The 15,953-nt window shown below is 61.5% G+C and carries 13 protein-coding genes; 10 read left to right on the top strand and 3 right to left on the bottom strand.

Features of this window, described 5'->3' with window-relative positions; all coding sequences use genetic code 11:
- Positions 1-67: 67 nt before the first annotated feature.
- The 9 genes from VQ575_RS15280 to VQ575_RS15240 all read left to right on the top strand — a co-directional run bounded on the left by VQ575_RS15280 (position 68) and on the right by VQ575_RS15240 (position 11,422).
- Positions 68-736: a haloacid dehalogenase type II gene (locus tag VQ575_RS15280; RefSeq protein WP_039589634.1), complete on the top strand. Its 669-nt coding sequence runs from the start codon at positions 68-70 to the stop codon at positions 734-736.
- Between the two features lie 36 nt (positions 737-772).
- Complete coding sequence (locus VQ575_RS15275; protein ID WP_325917870.1) at positions 773-2,047, top strand: NAD(P)/FAD-dependent oxidoreductase; 1,275 nt, start codon at positions 773-775, stop codon at positions 2,045-2,047.
- Positions 2,048-2,130: 83 nt separating this feature from the next.
- Positions 2,131-3,777 carry an ABC transporter substrate-binding protein gene (locus tag VQ575_RS15270; RefSeq protein WP_039589638.1) on the top strand — a complete coding sequence of 549 codons (1,647 nt, stop codon included), beginning with the start codon at positions 2,131-2,133 and terminating at the stop codon, positions 3,775-3,777.
- 40 nt (positions 3,778-3,817) lie between these two features.
- Positions 3,818-4,774, top strand: a complete 957-nt coding sequence (locus tag VQ575_RS15265; protein WP_325919893.1) for an ABC transporter permease — start codon at positions 3,818-3,820, stop codon at positions 4,772-4,774.
- A complete protein-coding gene (locus VQ575_RS15260; RefSeq protein WP_039589639.1) occupies positions 4,771-5,646 on the top strand; it encodes an ABC transporter permease in 876 nt (291 codons plus the stop codon). Before VQ575_RS15265 ends, VQ575_RS15260 begins: the two co-directional genes overlap by 4 nt.
- Position 5,647: 1 nt before the next feature.
- Positions 5,648-7,489 carry an ABC transporter ATP-binding protein gene (locus VQ575_RS15255; protein WP_325917869.1) on the top strand — a complete coding sequence of 614 codons (1,842 nt, stop codon included), beginning with the start codon at positions 5,648-5,650 and terminating at the stop codon, positions 7,487-7,489.
- 70 nt (positions 7,490-7,559) lie between these two features.
- Positions 7,560-8,717 (top strand): acetylornithine deacetylase, encoded by a 1,158-nt coding sequence (gene argE, locus VQ575_RS15250; RefSeq protein ID WP_325917868.1) that lies wholly within the window; start codon positions 7,560-7,562, stop codon positions 8,715-8,717.
- A gap of 130 nt (positions 8,718-8,847) precedes the next feature.
- Complete coding sequence (locus VQ575_RS15245) at positions 8,848-10,305, top strand: NAD-dependent succinate-semialdehyde dehydrogenase (RefSeq protein ID WP_325917866.1); 1,458 nt, start codon at positions 8,848-8,850, stop codon at positions 10,303-10,305.
- 34 nt (positions 10,306-10,339) lie between these two features.
- Positions 10,340-11,422, top strand: a complete 1,083-nt coding sequence (locus VQ575_RS15240; protein WP_039589646.1) for a tartrate dehydrogenase — start codon at positions 10,340-10,342, stop codon at positions 11,420-11,422.
- 127 nt (positions 11,423-11,549) lie between these two features.
- Here the strand turns inward: VQ575_RS15240 and VQ575_RS15235 are convergent, their stop codons facing one another.
- The 3 genes from VQ575_RS15235 to VQ575_RS15225 form a co-directional block, all read right to left on the bottom strand.
- The gene (locus tag VQ575_RS15235; RefSeq protein ID WP_325917865.1) at positions 11,550-12,257 is read right to left on the bottom strand and encodes a cupin domain-containing protein; all 708 of its coding nucleotides are present in this window, start codon (positions 12,255-12,257) and stop codon (positions 11,550-11,552) included.
- Between the two features lie 36 nt (positions 12,258-12,293).
- Entirely contained in the window at positions 12,294-13,151 is an 858-nt protein-coding gene (locus tag VQ575_RS15230; RefSeq protein ID WP_325917864.1) for a GNAT family N-acetyltransferase, read from the bottom strand.
- Between the two features lie 224 nt (positions 13,152-13,375).
- Positions 13,376-14,302 (bottom strand): 2-hydroxyacid dehydrogenase, encoded by a 927-nt coding sequence (locus VQ575_RS15225; RefSeq protein ID WP_039589649.1) that lies wholly within the window; start codon positions 14,300-14,302, stop codon positions 13,376-13,378.
- A 286-nt stretch (positions 14,303-14,588) separates the two neighbouring features.
- On the opposite strand from VQ575_RS15225, the gene gabT reads away from it, so the two are divergent.
- Complete coding sequence (gene gabT / locus VQ575_RS15220) at positions 14,589-15,881, top strand: 4-aminobutyrate--2-oxoglutarate transaminase (protein WP_039589650.1); 1,293 nt, start codon at positions 14,589-14,591, stop codon at positions 15,879-15,881.
- Positions 15,882-15,953 lie beyond the last annotated feature (72 nt).

The raw sequence follows: 15,953 nt of genomic DNA, 5'->3' as shown, positions 1-15,953 counted from the left end.
CCCAGCCTTGCGAAACGGCGCAATTGCTTGCCCCTCATGACCTCAACCATCACTCAGGACTGCACTCATGAGCTTCCTTCGCCCCAAGTTCATTACCTTTGACTGCTACGGCACGTTGACCAACTTTCAGATGGGAACCATGACGCGCGAGCTGTTCGCCGATCGAGTCCCTGCCGAGCAGATGGACCAGTTCGTCAAGGATTTCTCGGCCTATCGCCTGGACCAGGTCATGGGTGACTGGCGGCCGTATGATGAAATCCTCAAGACTGCCTTGGCCCGGGTCTGCAAGCGCTGGGGTGTCGAGTACAAAGGCGAAGGCCAGCTCTACTACGATGCCGTACCAACTTGGGGTCCCCATGCCGACGTACCGGCCGGCCTGTCGAAAATCGCCGACAAGATTCCCCTGGTGATTTTCTCCAACGCGATGGACGAGCAGATCATGTCCAACGTCGACAAGCTCGGCGCGCCTTTCCATAAAGTCTTCACGGCTCAACAAGCCCAAGCCTACAAGCCGCGCCTGGCCGCCTTCGAGTTCATGCTCGATAACCTCGGCTGCGGGCCGGAGGATGTCCTGCACGTGTCCTCGAGCTTCCGTTATGACCTGATGCCGGCCGACGACATGAAAATCAAAAACAAAGCTTTCGTTGCCCGCGGTCATGAACTGCCTGGAAACGCCGGCTACAGCTACCACCAGATCCCGGACATCGGCGGTTTGGCCGGTCTGGTCGGTCTCTGAGTCTCTGGGCACTCTTCAAGGCATAAGGGGTTAGACATGGGCAGTGAGTCTTACTGGCTCGACACCGCACCGCAGTTTACCGGTGCCCAGCTCGGTGCGTTGCCCGGGCAGGTCGATGTGGCGATCGTCGGGGGTGGTTTCACGGGCCTGGCTGCGGCCCGGGCGCTGGCCTTGAAGGGCGCCAATGTGGCGGTGCTGGAAGGCGGGCGGGTGATTGGCGAAGCGTCGGGGCGCAATGGCGGCCAATGCAATACCGGCGTTGCCCAGGATTACGCGGCACTGAGTGCCAGCCTCGGCGCCGATAAAGCACGCGCCTATTACCAGGCCTATGAAAGCGCCGTGCAGAGCGTCGTCTCGCTGGTGGAGCAGGAGCAGATTGCCTGCGACTTCACGCGCAATGGCAAGCTCAAGCTGGCGGCCAAGCCCATGCATTACGAAGGTTTGGCGCGCACCTGCGAATTGATTCGGCGGGAGGTCGATGCCGAAGTCGAGTTGCTATCGGCGCAAGAGACTCGCGCTGAAGTCAATTCGGCCCAGTTCCATGGCGGCTTGCTGCAGCGCAACGGCGTGCAGATGCACGTCGGGCGCTTCGGGATCGGGTTGGCCGAGGCCGCAGCCCGTCATGGTGCGTTGATCTTCCAAGGCGTGTCCGTCACGGACTGGAAAGCCAGCGCTGGCGGCTATCGGATCAATACCACCAAGGGTTCGCTCCAGGCTACGCAGGTCCTGCTGGCCACTGGCACCTCTCAGCAGGGTGGGTTGGGCTGGTATCGGCGGCGGATCGTGCCGGTGGGCAGTTTCGTGATCGCCACCGAAGTGCTGCCCCAGGCACTGGTCGACAGTTTGCTGCCGGCACACCGGTCCTATGTGACCAGCCGCATGATCGGTAGTTACTTTCGCCTGACGCCGGACAACCGCCTGCTGTTTGGCGGGCGTGCGCGGTTTGCCATGTCTGACAGCGTGTCTGATGCCAAGAGCGGCAAGGTCCTGCACGCGGCGATGGTGCAGATGTTCCCGCAGTTGGCTCACGTGAAGGTCGATTATTGCTGGGGTGGACTGGTAGACATGACCTCCGATCGCTTGCCCCGGGCCGGCCAGCACGGCGGCATTTATCACTCCATGGGCTACAGCGGCCATGGCGTGCAGATGTCGGTGCACATGGGGCAAGTCATGGCCGACGTCATGGCTGGCAAGGTCGAGGCCAACCCTTGGCGCGAACTCGATTGGCCGGCCATCCCCGGACATTTTGGCAAACCCTGGTTCTTGCCTCTGGTCGGTGCGTATTACCGCCTTCAAGACTATTTGCATTGAGTTGCGGGGGACGCTTCAGGTTTCAACACATTGCATTAATCGCGAGCCATCGAGCCTTATCACTTCCGAAAGGTAGAACTGACATGACTGACAAAAAAAACAGTATCGACACCCAGCTGATAACAGGTACGGAAAGTCTGCGCATCTTCGAAGGGCTCAATCGCGGCATGTCACGCCGCAATGCATTGCAAATGCTCGGATTGGCCGGGGTGGCGGTGGCAGGCGCGGGTAGCCTGTTCGGTACCGCCGGCAAGTTGTTCGCCGATGAAGAGGTCGCCAGCGCAGGCAAAGGCAAGCCTGGCGGTCGCATTCGTGTCGCGGGCTCGACCAGTTCCACCGCCGACACCCTGGACCCGGCCAAAGGTTCGTCGTCCACCGACTATGTGCGCCACTACATGTTCTATAACGGGCTGACCCGTTTTGACAGCCACATGGTGCCGCAACTGGAACTGGCCGAGCGTATCGAAACCACCGACGCCACGCTCTGGGTGATCAGCCTGCGCAAGGAAGTGACCTTTCACAATGGCAAGGCACTGACCGCCGCCGACGTGGTGTTTTCGTTGTTGCGGCACAAGGACCCGATCACCGGCTCCAAGGTCTTGCCGCTGGCGTCGCAGTTCGCCGACGTCAAAGCCGTCGGCACCCACGAAGTGCAGATACAGTTGAGCGGCCCCAACGCTGAATTGCCGTCGGTGCTTGCCGTCTCGCACATGCTGATCGTTCCCGAAGGCACCAGCGATTTCAGCCAGGGCATCGGTACCGGGCCGTTCAAGGTCAAGGAGTTCAAGCCTGGGGTGCGTTCCATTGGCGTGCGCAATACCAATTACTGGAAGCCCGGCTTGCCGTACCTGGACGAAATCGAATTCATCGGCATCGCCGACGAATCGTCACGGATCAACGCCCTGTTATCGGGGGACGTGCACATCGTCAACGAGGTCAACCCGCGTTCGACGAACCGTATCAAGGCCAGCGCCAAGCACCGGGTCATTGACTCGCCGTCGGGCAACTACACTGACTTGATCATTCGTCAGGACCAGATGCCCGGCAAAAGCCCGGAATTCACCCAGGCCATGAAGCTGCTGCTGGATCGCGAACAGATCAAGTCGGCGATCTTCCGGGGTTACGCCAGGGTCGGCAACGATCATCCGATCGCACCCGGGGCGCGCTTCCACAACGCTGAATTGCCACAACGGGCCTATGATCCGGAACAGGCCAAGTTCCTGCTCAAGAAAGCCGGCATGGCAGACATCAGCATGCCGATGATGTGCTCGCCGGCGGCGACCGGTTCGGTGGACATCGCGGTGTTGCTGCAGCAGTCCGCCAAAGAGGCCGGGCTCAAGCTCAACGTCAACCGCCTGCCGAGCGATGGCTATTGGTCCAACCACTGGGCCAAGCACCCGCTGAGCTTTGGCAACATCAACCCCCGACCGAATGCCGACATGCTGTTCTCGCAGTTCTTCCAGTCGAGTGCGCCGTGGAATGAATCCGGCTGGAAAAACGAACAGTTCGACCAACTGTTGGTACAGGCCCGCGGTGAAACCGATGAGGCCAAGCGCGGCAAGATGTACGGCGACATGCAAGTGCTGGTGCATGAGCACTGCGGTATTGGCGTACCGGTGTTCATCAGCAACATCGATGGTGCCGATCAGCGGGTCAAGGGTTATGGCGCCAACCCCCTGGGCGGTTTCATGGGCTACATGTTTGCCGAGCAAGTCTGGCTGGACGCCTGATGAACGTCGGGTTTGGGCCATATTGCGTGAGGGTCGGATGATGAATAGCAACACACTCTGGTTGATTGGCCGCCGCCTGGGGGCGGCGGTCGTGACCTTGTTGATTGTCTCCATGGTGGTCTTCGCCATCACGGCGGTGCTGCCGGGAGACGCGGCGCAACAGGCGCTGGGGCAGTTCGCCACGCCAGAACAAGTGGCGGCCCTGCGGACGAAAATGGGTTTGGACCAACCCGGTGTGTTGCGATACCTGCACTGGCTGACCAGCCTGCTCAGCGGTGACCTGGGCATGTCGATGTCCAACGCCATGCCGGTCATCGATCTGATGGCTGGCCGGGTCCCCAACACGTTGATGCTCGCGGCCGCCACGGCGTTGGTGTCGGTGCCCGTGGCGTTGGCGCTGGGGATCGGCTCGGCCATGGGCCGGGGCGGGCGCATCGACAGCTTCCTGAGCTTTTTCACCTTGACCATGGTGGCGGTGCCGGAATTCCTGGTCGCCACCTTGGCGGTGCTGATTTTCGCGGTAAACCTGGGCTGGTTGTCGGCGCTGTCCTATGCCAGTGAAATCACCTCACCCTGGCAGTTCATGCGCACCTACGCATTGCCGGTGATGACGCTGTGTTGTGTGATTGTCGCGCAAATGTCGCGCATGACCCGGGCGGCGGTGATCGATCAGCTCGACAGCCCTTACGTGGAGATGGCTCGGCTCAAGGGTGTGAGCAATATCCGCATCGTGCTTCGGCATGCCTTGCCCAATGCCATCGGCCCTATCGCCAATGCCATCGCCCTGAGCCTGTCCTACTTGTTGGGTGGGGTGGTGATCGTCGAAACGATCTTCAACTATCCCGGCATCGCCAGCCTCATGGTCGATGCCGTGACCAACCGCGACATGGCCCTGGTCCAGGCCTGCACCATGTTGTTCTGCACGGCGTACCTGGCGTTGGTATTGATCTCCGACCTGTGCGCGATACTTTCCAATCCGAGGCTGAGAAACCAATGAACAACCTCATTGTGAAGTCCCCGACGGCGGCCGTTGCGCTAGGGTTGGGTAAAGACGCCCACGCCAAGTCCTGGCTTGGCCTGTTCGGCGCCGTGATGTGTGCCATGTGGTTGCTGGTGGCCATGTTCGGCCCGTGGCTGGCGCCGCACCCGGTGGGGGAGGTGGTCTCCGACAACGTCTTCGACAGCCTCAGCGCGACGTACCCGTTCGGCACCGATTACCTGGGCCGCGACATGCTCAGCCGGATCCTCGTCGGCGCGCGTTTCACCGTTGGCCTGGCGTTGGTGGCCGCGGTGTTGTCCAGCACCTTGGGAACCAGTCTTGCGCTTTTGTCAGTGGTGTCGCCCAAGTGGCTGGATGAGTTGATCAGTCGCCTGATGGACGCGTTCATTTCGATCCCCAGCAAAATGCTGGCGCTGATCATGGTCTCGGCCTTCGGCTCCTCGGTCACCTTGCTGATCTGCACGGCGGTGTTGAGCTACACCCCCGGCGCCTTCCGCATCGCCCGCAGCATGGCGGTGAATATCGAAGCCCTGGAGTACGTGCAAGTGGCCCGTACCCGGGGCGAGCGCCGGCTGTACATCGCCTGCGTGGAAATCCTGCCGAACATACTCAACCCGGTGCTGGCGGACCTGGGCCTGCGCTTTGGTTTCATCGTGCTGTTGCTCAGTGGCATGAGTTTCCTCGGGTTGGGCGTGCAACCGCCGGATGCCGACCTGGGTTCGCTGGTGCGCGAGAACATCGGAGGCCTCAATCAAGGGGCGCCAGCCATCGTGATTCCTGCCCTGGCCATCGGCACACTGACCATCGGCGTGAATCTGTTCATCGACCGGTTGTCGTCGCGACGTAGCCGACGTTCGGGGGGGCATTGAAATGAGTGAATTGATTCGAGTACAGGACCTGCGCGTGGTGGCCTGTGGCGAGCGTGGTGAGGTGGACATCGTCAAAGGCGTCAGTTTTTCCCTGCAAAAGGGTGAAGTGTTGGCGTTGATCGGCGAGTCCGGTTCCGGCAAGACCACCATCGCCCTGGCGCTGCTCGGTTATGCCCGGCGCGGTTGTCGGCTGGCGGGCGGGGTCGTACAGATCGGCGAGCACGACATGCTGGCGTTGGGCGAAAGCCAGTTGCAGAAAGTGCGGGGAAACCGGGTGTCCTATATCGCCCAGAGCGCCGCAGCGGCGTTCAACCCGGCGAAAAAACTGATCGACCAAGTGGTGGAGGGCGCCCTGATTCATGACCTGGGCAGCCGAGCCGTGCTTGAGGCCAAGGCCATCGAGTTGTTCCGCGACCTGGCCCTGCCAGACCCTGAGCGCATCGGCCAGCGCTATCCCCACCAGGTCTCCGGCGGGCAACTGCAACGGGTGATGGCGGCGATGGCGCTGATCAGCGATCCGTTGCTGGTGGTGCTCGACGAGCCGACCACGGCCCTGGACGTGACGACCCAGATCGATGTGTTGCGGGCCTTTAAGCGGGTGGTACGTGAACGGGGTGCCACGGCGGTCTATGTCTCCCACGACCTCGCGGTCGTGGCGCAGATGGCTGATCAGATCGTGGTGCTCAATGGCGGCGAAATCTTCGAACATAGCGCCACCGCACCGTTGCTCAAGGGCCCGGCCCACGAATACACCCGCAGCCTGTTGGCTGCGGCGCGCCCGGACACGACGATCCGTCCGCCGAGCGACATCGCCCAAGACACACCCCTGCTGACCATCCAGGGGCTGACCGCCGGCTACGGCAACAAGAATGCCCAAGGCATGCCAGCGATTCGGGTGTTGGAAGACATCGACCTGACGGTTCGCCGAGGCCAGGCCATTGGCGTCATTGGTGAGTCGGGCTCTGGCAAATCGACCTTGGCACGGGTCGTGGCCGGGTTGTTGGTGCCGGCCCTCGGCGGGCTGACCTTCGATGGCCAACCCCTGGGCGGCAGTCTGTCGTCGCGCACCCAGGAGCAGTTCCGACGTATTCAAATGGTTTTCCAGAATGCCGACACCGCCCTCAATCCGATGCACAGCGTCAGCACCATCCTGAGTCGTCCGCTGAAGATGTATTTCGGCCTCAAGGGCGCGGCGTTGCGCGAGCGTATCGGCGAATTGCTCGACCTGGTGCGTTTGCCGCGCACGATGGCCGACCGGCGACCGAACGAACTGTCCGGCGGCCAGAAGCAACGGGTCAACCTGGCCCGGGCCTTGGCGGCGAAGCCGGACCTGATCCTCTGCGACGAGGTGACTTCGGCGCTGGATACCGTGGTCGGCGCGGCGATTCTCGAACTGCTGCGCGATCTGCGCCAGCAACTGGGGGTGTCTTATCTGTTCATCAGCCACGATATCTCCACCGTGCGCGCCTTGTGTGACGACATCGTGGTGATGTACAGCGGCCACAAGGTCCAGGCCGGTAGCCGCCAATCCTTTGCCGAGGCGCCGTTCCATCCGTATACCGACCTGTTGATCCATTCCGTACCGGAACTGCGCCAGGGCTGGCTGGAAACCTGCGGGGCAACGACTTGCCAGACGCTGCCACCCGTTGGCCCGAAAGCCAACGTGCCCGGGCTGTGCACCTTCCTCGGTCGTTGCCCGGTGCGGGTCGACGGCTTGTGCAACTGCGTCGCGCCGCAGCGGCGGATGATCGTCGGCGGCAGCGAGATCCTTTGCCATCACGACAGTGCCGAGTTGATGAAAACCCAGCAGTCCAACAACGTGACCGTGGCGGCATATGCATGAACGGGTGTTTCGTCAGGCTGTTCGACATCAACCGCGTCTTCTCTTCAGTCGAGCAACGGAGCAAGGCCTCATGAAACCCCGGGTATTGGAGATTCTCAAACGGCTGATGGCCTTCGATACCGTCTCCTCGGAATCGAACATGGCCTTGATCGAGTACGTGCGCGATCTGCTGCTGACCAAGGGCATCGAGTCGCTGATCGTCCAGGATGAAAGCGGCCAGAAAGCCAATCTGTTTGCCAGCACCGGACCACGGGACGTGCCGGGGATTCTCCTGTCCGGACATACCGACGTGGTGCCGGCGGCGGGGCAGGCCTGGACGGTCCCGCCGTTTGAGGCCACGGTGCGGGACGGGCGGATCTATGGCCGGGGCAGTTGCGACATGAAGGGTTTTATCGCACTGGCCATCGACGCCATGCTTGATGCCAGCGAGCAGCCATTGAGCCGACCATTGCAACTGGCGCTGTCCCATGACGAAGAGATCGGGTGCGTGGGGGTGCGTCGGTTGCTCGATGTGCTGCACCTGGCACCGGTTCGGCCGTTTCTGTGCGTCATTGGCGAGCCGACCAATATGCAGTTCGTGCTCGGGCACAAGGGCAAGGGTTCCTACCGCACCTACTGTCGCGGCCTGGAAGCGCATTCCTCCCTCGCACCGCGTTCGGTCAATGCGATTCACGTGGCCTGCGATTTCATCGCCGCGCTGCGCCTGAGCCAGCAGCAACTGCAAGAGCAGGGCGCGCAGGACAGCGATTACGACGTGCCCTACAGCACCGTGCATGTCGGCCAGATTGTCGGCGGCAAGGCGCTGAACATCGTGCCCAACCTGTGCACCCTGGACTTCGAAGTGCGCAACTTGCCAGCGGACGACCTGGACGGGTTCCTGGAGCAGATGCGCGAGCGGGCCGAACTGATCGTGAGCGAAGCCAAGAAGCTCTCCAGCGTGGCCGCCATCGAAATCGAGACCTTGAACGTCTATCCGGGCCTCGACACCCACCCGAGCGTCGAAGCGGTGCGTTTCCTGAAAAACTTTGCCGCCCCGGACACCGGCACCGCAAAAGTTTCGTTCGGCACCGAGGGCGGGTTGTTCAAGCAACGCCTGAACGTGCCGGTGGTGGTCTGCGGTCCAGGCTCGATAGAACAGGCGCACAAGCCTGACGAGTTCATCGAGATCAGCCAGATGGACGCTGGCGAGCGTTTTCTACAGGGTCTGCTGGGCTCGATGCACGTTTAGTCATGCCGCGGTAAAGCCTGCCGTCGAAGGCTGATTTTCAGCATTCACGGCTGTAGGGCCGGCGTTTTCAGCATCCTCATCCATGGCGACTCAATAGACTGGAGACTGTCTCAAAACAGGACTCCACGCCATGCTCAAGAATCGCCTGAAAGACCCCAGCCTGCTGGTGGAACTCGCTTACATCGACGGTCAGTGGGTCGGCGCCGACAACGCCGCGACCCTGGACGTCATCAACCCGGCCACCGGCGAAGTGCTCGCCCGGGTACCGGCAATACAAGGCAGCGAAACCCGGCGCGCCGTCGAAGCCGCCGACCGTGCGTGGCCGGCCTGGCGCGCACGTCCGGCGGCAGAACGAGCGGCGCTGCTGGATCGCTGGTATCAGGCCATGATCGACAACCTCGATGACCTGGCGTTGATCCTGACCTGCGAACAGGGCAAGCCGCTGACGGAAGCCCAGGGTGAGATTCGCTACGGTGCCAGCTTCGTCAAATGGTTCGCCGAAGAAGCCCGACGGGTCTACGGCGAAACCATCCAGGCCCCCAGCGGCGACCGCCGTTTGCTGACCCTCAAGCAACCGGTCGGCGTTTGCGCCGCGATCACCCCGTGGAACTTCCCCAACGCGATGATTACCCGCAAGTGCGCGCCAGCCCTGGCCGCCGGCTGCACGATCGTGGTCAAGCCGTCGGACCTGACCCCGCTGTCGGCCCTGGCCCTGGCCGTGCTGGCCGAGCGGGTCGGCATTCCGGTCGGGGTGTTCAACGTCGTCACCGGCATGCCTGTCGGCATTGGTGAAGAGCTGACCGGCAACCCAACGGTACGCAAGCTTTCCTTCACCGGTTCCACCGCGGTCGGTCGGCTGCTGATGCGCCAGAGTGCCGAACACATCAAGCGCTTGAGCCTGGAGCTGGGCGGTAACGCGCCGTTCATCGTGTTCGACGACGCCGACCTGGAGCAGGCGGTGACCGGCATCATGCTCAGCAAATTCCGCAACGCCGGGCAGACCTGCGTCTGCGCCAACCGGATTCTGGTGCAGGACGGGATCTACGAGCGCTTCGCCCAGCGCCTGGTGGAGGAGGTGGGCAAGCTCAAGGTCGGCGATGGCCTGAAGGATGGCGTAAACATAGGCCCGCTGATCAATGCGGCGGCGGTCAGCAAGGTTGCTCGACACATCGACGAGGCCTTGAGCCAAGGCGCGCGTCTACTCTGTGGTGAGATTCCCCAGGGCGACAGCCAGTTCGTCCAGCCGACCGTACTCGGCGAAACCCACGCTGGGATGCTGCTGGCCAACGAAGAAACCTTCGGTCCGGTGGCGCCACTGATGCGCTTTAGCACTGAAGAAGAGGCGCTGGTCTTGGCTAACGCAACGCCTTATGGCTTGGCCGCGTATTTCTTCACCCAGGACCTGCGCCGCTCATGGCGGTTCGGCGAGGCGTTGGAGTTCGGCATGATCGGCCTCAATACCGGGCTTATTTCCATGGACGTCGCGCCCTTTGGCGGTATCAAGCAATCGGGCCTGGGGCGCGAAGGTAGCAAGTACGGCCTGGATGAATTCCTTGAAGTCAAAGCCTTCCACATGGGTGGGTTGTGATCCGGTCAACGTTTGAACAGAGGAGGCACGGTTGATGAGCAAACCATTCAGAATCGCCGCGATTGCCGGCGACGGTATTGGCAAGGAAGTCTTGCCGCAAGGGCTGCGGGTATTGGAGCAGGCCGCGCAGAAGTGGCAATTGGATTTGAGCATCGAAGTGCTCGACTGGGCCAACTGCGATTACTACCTGGAGCATGGGCAGATGATGCCCAGCGACTGGTTTGAACAACTCAAGGGCTTCGACGCCATCTACTTTGGCGCCGTGGGTTGGCCGGACAAGGTGCCGGACCACATTTCTCTTTGGGGGTCGCTACTGAAGTTTCGCCGGGACTTCGACCAGTACGTGAACATTCGCCCGGTACGGCTGTTTCCCGGTGTGCCGTGCCCGTTGGCCGGGCGCGAAGCCGGGGACATCGACTTCGTGGTGATCCGCGAGAACACCGAGGGCGAATACTCCTCGATTGGCGGAAAGATGTTCGAAGGCACCGAGCATGAGTTCGTGCTGCAGGAATCGGTGTTCACTCGCCGCGGCGTGGACCGGATCCTCAAGTTCGCCTTCGACCTGGCCCAGACCCGGCCGCGCAAGCGCCTGACCGCAGCGACCAAGTCCAACGGCATTTCCATCAGCATGCCGTACTGGGACGAACGCACCGCGCTCATGGCGCAGCAATACCCGGACGTCACTTGGGACAAGCAACACATCGATATCCTGTGCGCGCGTTTTGTGCTTCAGCCTGATCGTTTCGATGTGGTCGTGGCGTCGAATCTGTTCGGCGATATCCTGTCTGACCTCGGGCCGGCCTGCGCTGGCACCATCGGCATCGCTCCTTCGGCCAATCTCGACCCGGAGCGACGTTTTCCTTCGCTGTTTGAACCGGTTCATGGTTCGGCGCCGGATATCTACGGGCGGAACATCGCTAATCCGATTGCGATGATCTGGTCCGGTGCCTTGATGCTGGACTTCCTCGGCAATGGCGATGAGCGCTACCGCGCGGCCCATGACGGTATTCTCAGGGCCATCGAGCAGGTGATTGCCGAGGGGCCGATTACGCCTGATCTGGGGGGGCAGGGGTCGACTCAAGATGTGGGGCAGGCTATTGCCATGGCGCTTTTGTGAGCTTTTTACGGTGTGTATATCGGTTATTTGAGTAACGCCGGCTTAGGGTTCCGCCGTCAGGGCGGAACCTTAAGCAGCCGTTACCGCAACAACGGATATTCACACCCAAAAAAGCCCCACGACACGATCACTTACAGACATAAAACTTGCGCACGTAGACGCTGCTCTTCCAAGCGCAAGGAGCCCCCTTAGCCACAAACACCGTATCGCCAGTATTCACCACCAGCCCCGTCCCATTCGCGAGGTGCAGCACGACACTGCCCTCGAGCAAGTGCATCAACTCATGCATTGTGTGTGGCCGCGCCTTACGGATATAAGGTGTCGAATCCCAGATCCCGATACGCAGATTGGTCGCGTCTTCGACAAACAAATTGTTGGAGCGACATTGCGGTGTCGGGCTCAGCAAAAATTCCTCAGGCGGAGGCGTCGAAGGAGAGAGCAGGGTCTGCGGGGGGAGAGGCGTCAGCCCCATGCTGCCCACTTCAACAGGCTGGATATCGGCACAGAACGCCCAGAACGAACCCGGTTGCGCCTCGATCCGGACGGATGTACCGCGGGCAATCACAGCGCTGTCACCCGGGTTGAGTTCGAGCGAGTGATCCTGGCTCTGCAAGGTGACGCAGCCCGCGTGGACCACAATCGTTTCACTGTAGGGGTAGGCATCGACGCTGAATCGTCCGCTCGCCTGGACGATGCCGGCAGCCATGTCATCGGTCCCGATATAAGCAATCTGCCTGTCGAACGGATCGTTGGCTCCAAGTGAGCCGCGGGTGAACACTGTGGATGCGGGAGTGCCGTTGGCATGGGCCAACAGCACGACAGTGGGTTCGAGCATGAGGATGTTTCTCCGAGAGGGGATGGTGTAGGGAAGTCAGCCGATGGCCTGGGTCACTAGCGCAAATTGATGTACGCCGCCGCTGGCTTGGGGCGGGGTCCCGCGAACCATTTGTGCAACGGTGTCGACCTGCTTCAGCCCGGCGGCTTCCAGCCAGGGACCCAGGCCGCAGTCGGACGGTACATCCATGCGCACAAAAGTCTCCGGCACTTGTGCCAGCAACACGGCGATCAAGTGCTTGGCCTGCTCTGGATTTTCTGCCACGACCGGGCCGATGTAACGACCACGACCGAATGGACGCAGCAGGGCAAACCCGCGCAGTTGCCCATCGCGCTCGATGCCCATGACCTCGTCGACACTGTCGAACAGATCGTTGAGCACGGCATGCCGATCCAGGCCGCTGCCAGCATTGGCGAGTGCGATCACGCCGCTTCGATCCGCGTCGGTCAGGCGGCGCAGGCGCTCGCCGGATGGCAGGTCTGTGGGGACGGGGGGCAATACGTTGCCCTGATGCTGCTGGATATGGCCAAAGTCAACGAATCCCTGGCTGGCATAAAGGGGGGCGCCGGCCAACGTCGCATTGAGCATGGCGGTCTGCGAGCCGCACGCTTGGAGCGCCAGCTCCATCAATCTGCGACCGATGCCCTGGCCCTGGTACTCATCGCTGACGATCACCAGGCCAATCGTGGCGTAATCACCCTGCGGGCAAGTGAATGCCGTACCAATCAGACGTCCCTCGTCCTCCGCGACAAATCCCTGGGAAACACGCTGCAGCATGGCCCAGTCTGCCAAACGGTGAGGCCATTTCAACTGCACCGATAAGGCATGGGCCGCCGCCACATCGGCAGCGGTCATGGGGCGATAGACGTAGGCTGGGCGTTGCGTGTTGGACATGACAAATCTCCATGGACAGGGCGCGTGACCGGGCGGATTTCTCCGCTGAAAGTGTTGGTATCTCACCTGCCGCCAGGCCTGACAAGGGGCACACCTGGATTCGGTAGATTGCATAAGTTGCGGCTCCAGGCGCCGCAGTTATTGCTCAAATCGGCAGCAGGCTCAGCAGCAAATATCAGTGGATTTTTCCTCGGTGCTTTTCATCGACGCAGGGGCGGCGCGGGTCAATAACGTCGCTGGCGATCGATCTGGCCGAGCATCGATTCGCCGCGTTGATGCCGACGGATATTGTCCAGCAGCACGCCAAAGGCACTTTCAGGTTGGGTCATCGCCGCGATATGCGGCGTCAGCACTATCTGCGGATGCTGCCAGAACGGGTGATCCGGTGCGGCCGGCTCCTGTTGCAAGACGTCGAGCACCGCGGCACTGAGCTGGCCGCTGGCCAGGGCCTCGAGCAGATCCTCTTCGATCAGGTGTCCACCGCGCCCCATGTTGACCAGGGCCGCGCCCTTGGGCAGGTGTTGGAACAACCTGCGGTTGAGAATCCCTTGGGTCTGCTCGGTCAATGGCAGGACACAAATCACGATGTCGCATTGGCCAAGGAACGCCGGGAGTTGTTCATCACCGGCGAAGCAATCCACGCCAACAATAGTGTGTTCACTGCGTGCCCAGCCGGATAAGGCGAAACCAAAGGTCTTTAGGGTGGCCAGGATCTGCTGGGCCTGCATGCCAAGCCCCATGACACCGACCCGACGCTGGGCCGCTGGTTGCAGCAGGTGCGCCTGCCAGCACCGGGCGAGCTGTTGCTGGCGATAACGGAGCATATCCCGGTGCAGGCTGAGCACGGCGAAACTGGCGTACTCGCACATGCCCTGGGTGATGCCAGGATCGAGTAGACGGACTACCGGCAGGGAGGCGGGCAGGCGGTCAAGGTCAAGCTGGTCGACCCCGGCCGACAATGCGAACAGCACGTCGAGGTTCGGCAACAGTGCTTCGACGTCATCCGGCGCCTGCCAAGCGGCGAGGTAGCGAATGTCCTTCGGATCGCCGATGTCCGGCCAGGCACGCCATTCGATATCCGGCGCGTGCTCGGCGAATAGACGCTTCCATAGTTCACCGCGTACCGGGTCGGCTTTATAAAGCAGGGCCATGGGTCACTTCTCGTACTGGATAGGGAACATTCAGCATGCCCGAGTGGCAAAGCAGGATGTATCGAAAGAGCCTGTGTAATCGCATGACACTGCGTTGTATGGAGCGTTTGCCGGCAGATTCCATGGGACTGGAGCCGGCTGAAGGAATCTGCTGTTTGCCGGGGTGAAAACAGTCGATCCGAATTTCCCAGAGGCCAAGTTCGGCTTAGACAATTGCGTCGAACGCTTAACCTGTGGAACACATCGCAACCGTTCCCCGGTTGCCTGGTTCACTGTGGGAGATGCCATGAACAGTAAAGTCGAAGAAACCCCAAGCTTGCTCCGTCAACGCGATCAATTCGTGCCACGGGGTTTGGTCACCGCACATCCGCTGGTCATCGACCGGGCCCAGGGGTCCGAAGTGTGGGACGTGGACGGGACGCGCTATCTGGACTTCGTCGGCGGCATTGGCGTCTTGAATATCGGGCACAATCATCCGAAGGTGGTCGCGGCGGTGCAGGCCCAACTGCAAAAGGTCAGCCACGCTTGCTTCCAGGTGGTGGCCTACAAGCCCTATCTCGACCTGGTCAAGCGTTTGTGCGAACTCGTGGGTGGCGAGCAAGCCTATAAGGCGGCGCTGTTCACGTCCGGCGCGGAGGCAGTGGAGAACGCGGTGAAGATCGCCCGCGCCCACACCAATCGTCCCGCCATCATTTCCTTCCGTGGCGGTTTCCATGGGCGTACCTTGCTGGGTACGACGCTGACGGGCATGAGCCAGCCCTACAAGCAGAATTTCGGTCCCCTCGCGCCTGAGGTCTTCCATACTCCCTACCCGAATGCCTATCGCGGTTTCAGCAGCGAGATGGCGTTGCAGGCGCTGAACGAATTGCTGGCGACCCAAGTCGCTCCGGATCGCGTCGCGGCGATCATCATCGAGCCGGTGCAGGGCGACGGCGGCTTCTTGTCCGCGCCACCGGAATTTCTCCAGGCGCTGCGGGCCTTGACCGAGCAACACGGCATCGTGCTCATTCTCGATGAGATCCAGACCGGGTTCGGCCGTACCGGCAAATGGTTCGGTTTCCAGCACGCCGGAATCCAGCCAGACCTGGTCACCGTCGCCAAGAGCCTGGCCGGTGGTTTGCCCATTTCCGGCGTAGTGGGACGTGCGCACATCATGGACGCGCCCTTGCCCGGTGGCCTCGGCGGCACCTATGGCGGTAACGCCTTGGCCTGTGCAGCCGCGTTGGCGGTGATCGAAGCTTACGAACAGGAACAGCTACTCGAGCGCGGCAGGGCATTGGGCGAGCGGCTGCGTCAGGGCCTGCTGCGCTTGCAAGCACGTCACCCACGTATCGGTGACGTACGCGGCACCGGCTTCATGCTCGCCATCGAATTGATCAAGGACGATGAGGCCCGCAGCCCCGACGCCGAACTCACCCAACGACTGATCGACCAGGCCCGGGTAGGCGGGCTGTTGGTGATCAAATGCGGGGTGTACCGAAATGTCCTGCGTTTCTTGGCGCCCCTGGTTACCGAAGAAAGCCAGATCGACGAAGCACTGACCATTCTTGAAGCAGCTTTGCTACGCGTGTTGGATTAATCTCAGGTCTCGGTCGGCACCTGTAACGATGTGCCGACCGAGGGCATTTAGCGCATACGGATTGATGAATGC

This window comes from Pseudomonas frederiksbergensis (genome assembly GCF_035751725.1).
In the GTDB taxonomy this organism is placed as follows: Bacteria; Pseudomonadota; Gammaproteobacteria; order Pseudomonadales; family Pseudomonadaceae; genus Aquipseudomonas; species Aquipseudomonas frederiksbergensis_A.
This window is presented reverse-complemented; position numbering and strand designations above follow the sequence as displayed.

Coding starts and splice junctions, on each gene's coding strand:
- VQ575_RS15280 (WP_039589634.1), top strand. CDS start 68: ATGAGCTTCCTTCGCCCCAAGTTCATTACCTTTGACTGCTACGGCACG.
- VQ575_RS15275 (WP_325917870.1), top strand. CDS start 773: ATGGGCAGTGAGTCTTACTGGCTCGACACCGCACCGCAGTTTACCGGT.
- VQ575_RS15270 (WP_039589638.1), top strand. CDS start 2,131: ATGACTGACAAAAAAAACAGTATCGACACCCAGCTGATAACAGGTACG.
- VQ575_RS15265 (WP_325919893.1), top strand. CDS start 3,818: ATGAATAGCAACACACTCTGGTTGATTGGCCGCCGCCTGGGGGCGGCG.
- VQ575_RS15260 (WP_039589639.1), top strand. CDS start 4,771: ATGAACAACCTCATTGTGAAGTCCCCGACGGCGGCCGTTGCGCTAGGG.
- VQ575_RS15255 (WP_325917869.1), top strand. CDS start 5,648: ATGAGTGAATTGATTCGAGTACAGGACCTGCGCGTGGTGGCCTGTGGC.
- argE (WP_325917868.1), top strand. CDS start 7,560: ATGAAACCCCGGGTATTGGAGATTCTCAAACGGCTGATGGCCTTCGAT.
- VQ575_RS15245 (WP_325917866.1), top strand. CDS start 8,848: ATGCTCAAGAATCGCCTGAAAGACCCCAGCCTGCTGGTGGAACTCGCT.
- VQ575_RS15240 (WP_039589646.1), top strand. CDS start 10,340: ATGAGCAAACCATTCAGAATCGCCGCGATTGCCGGCGACGGTATTGGC.
- VQ575_RS15235 (WP_325917865.1), bottom strand. CDS start 12,257: ATGCTCGAACCCACTGTCGTGCTGTTGGCCCATGCCAACGGCACTCCC.
- VQ575_RS15230 (WP_325917864.1), bottom strand. CDS start 13,151: ATGTCCAACACGCAACGCCCAGCCTACGTCTATCGCCCCATGACCGCT.
- VQ575_RS15225 (WP_039589649.1), bottom strand. CDS start 14,302: ATGGCCCTGCTTTATAAAGCCGACCCGGTACGCGGTGAACTATGGAAG.
- gabT (WP_039589650.1), top strand. CDS start 14,589: ATGAACAGTAAAGTCGAAGAAACCCCAAGCTTGCTCCGTCAACGCGAT.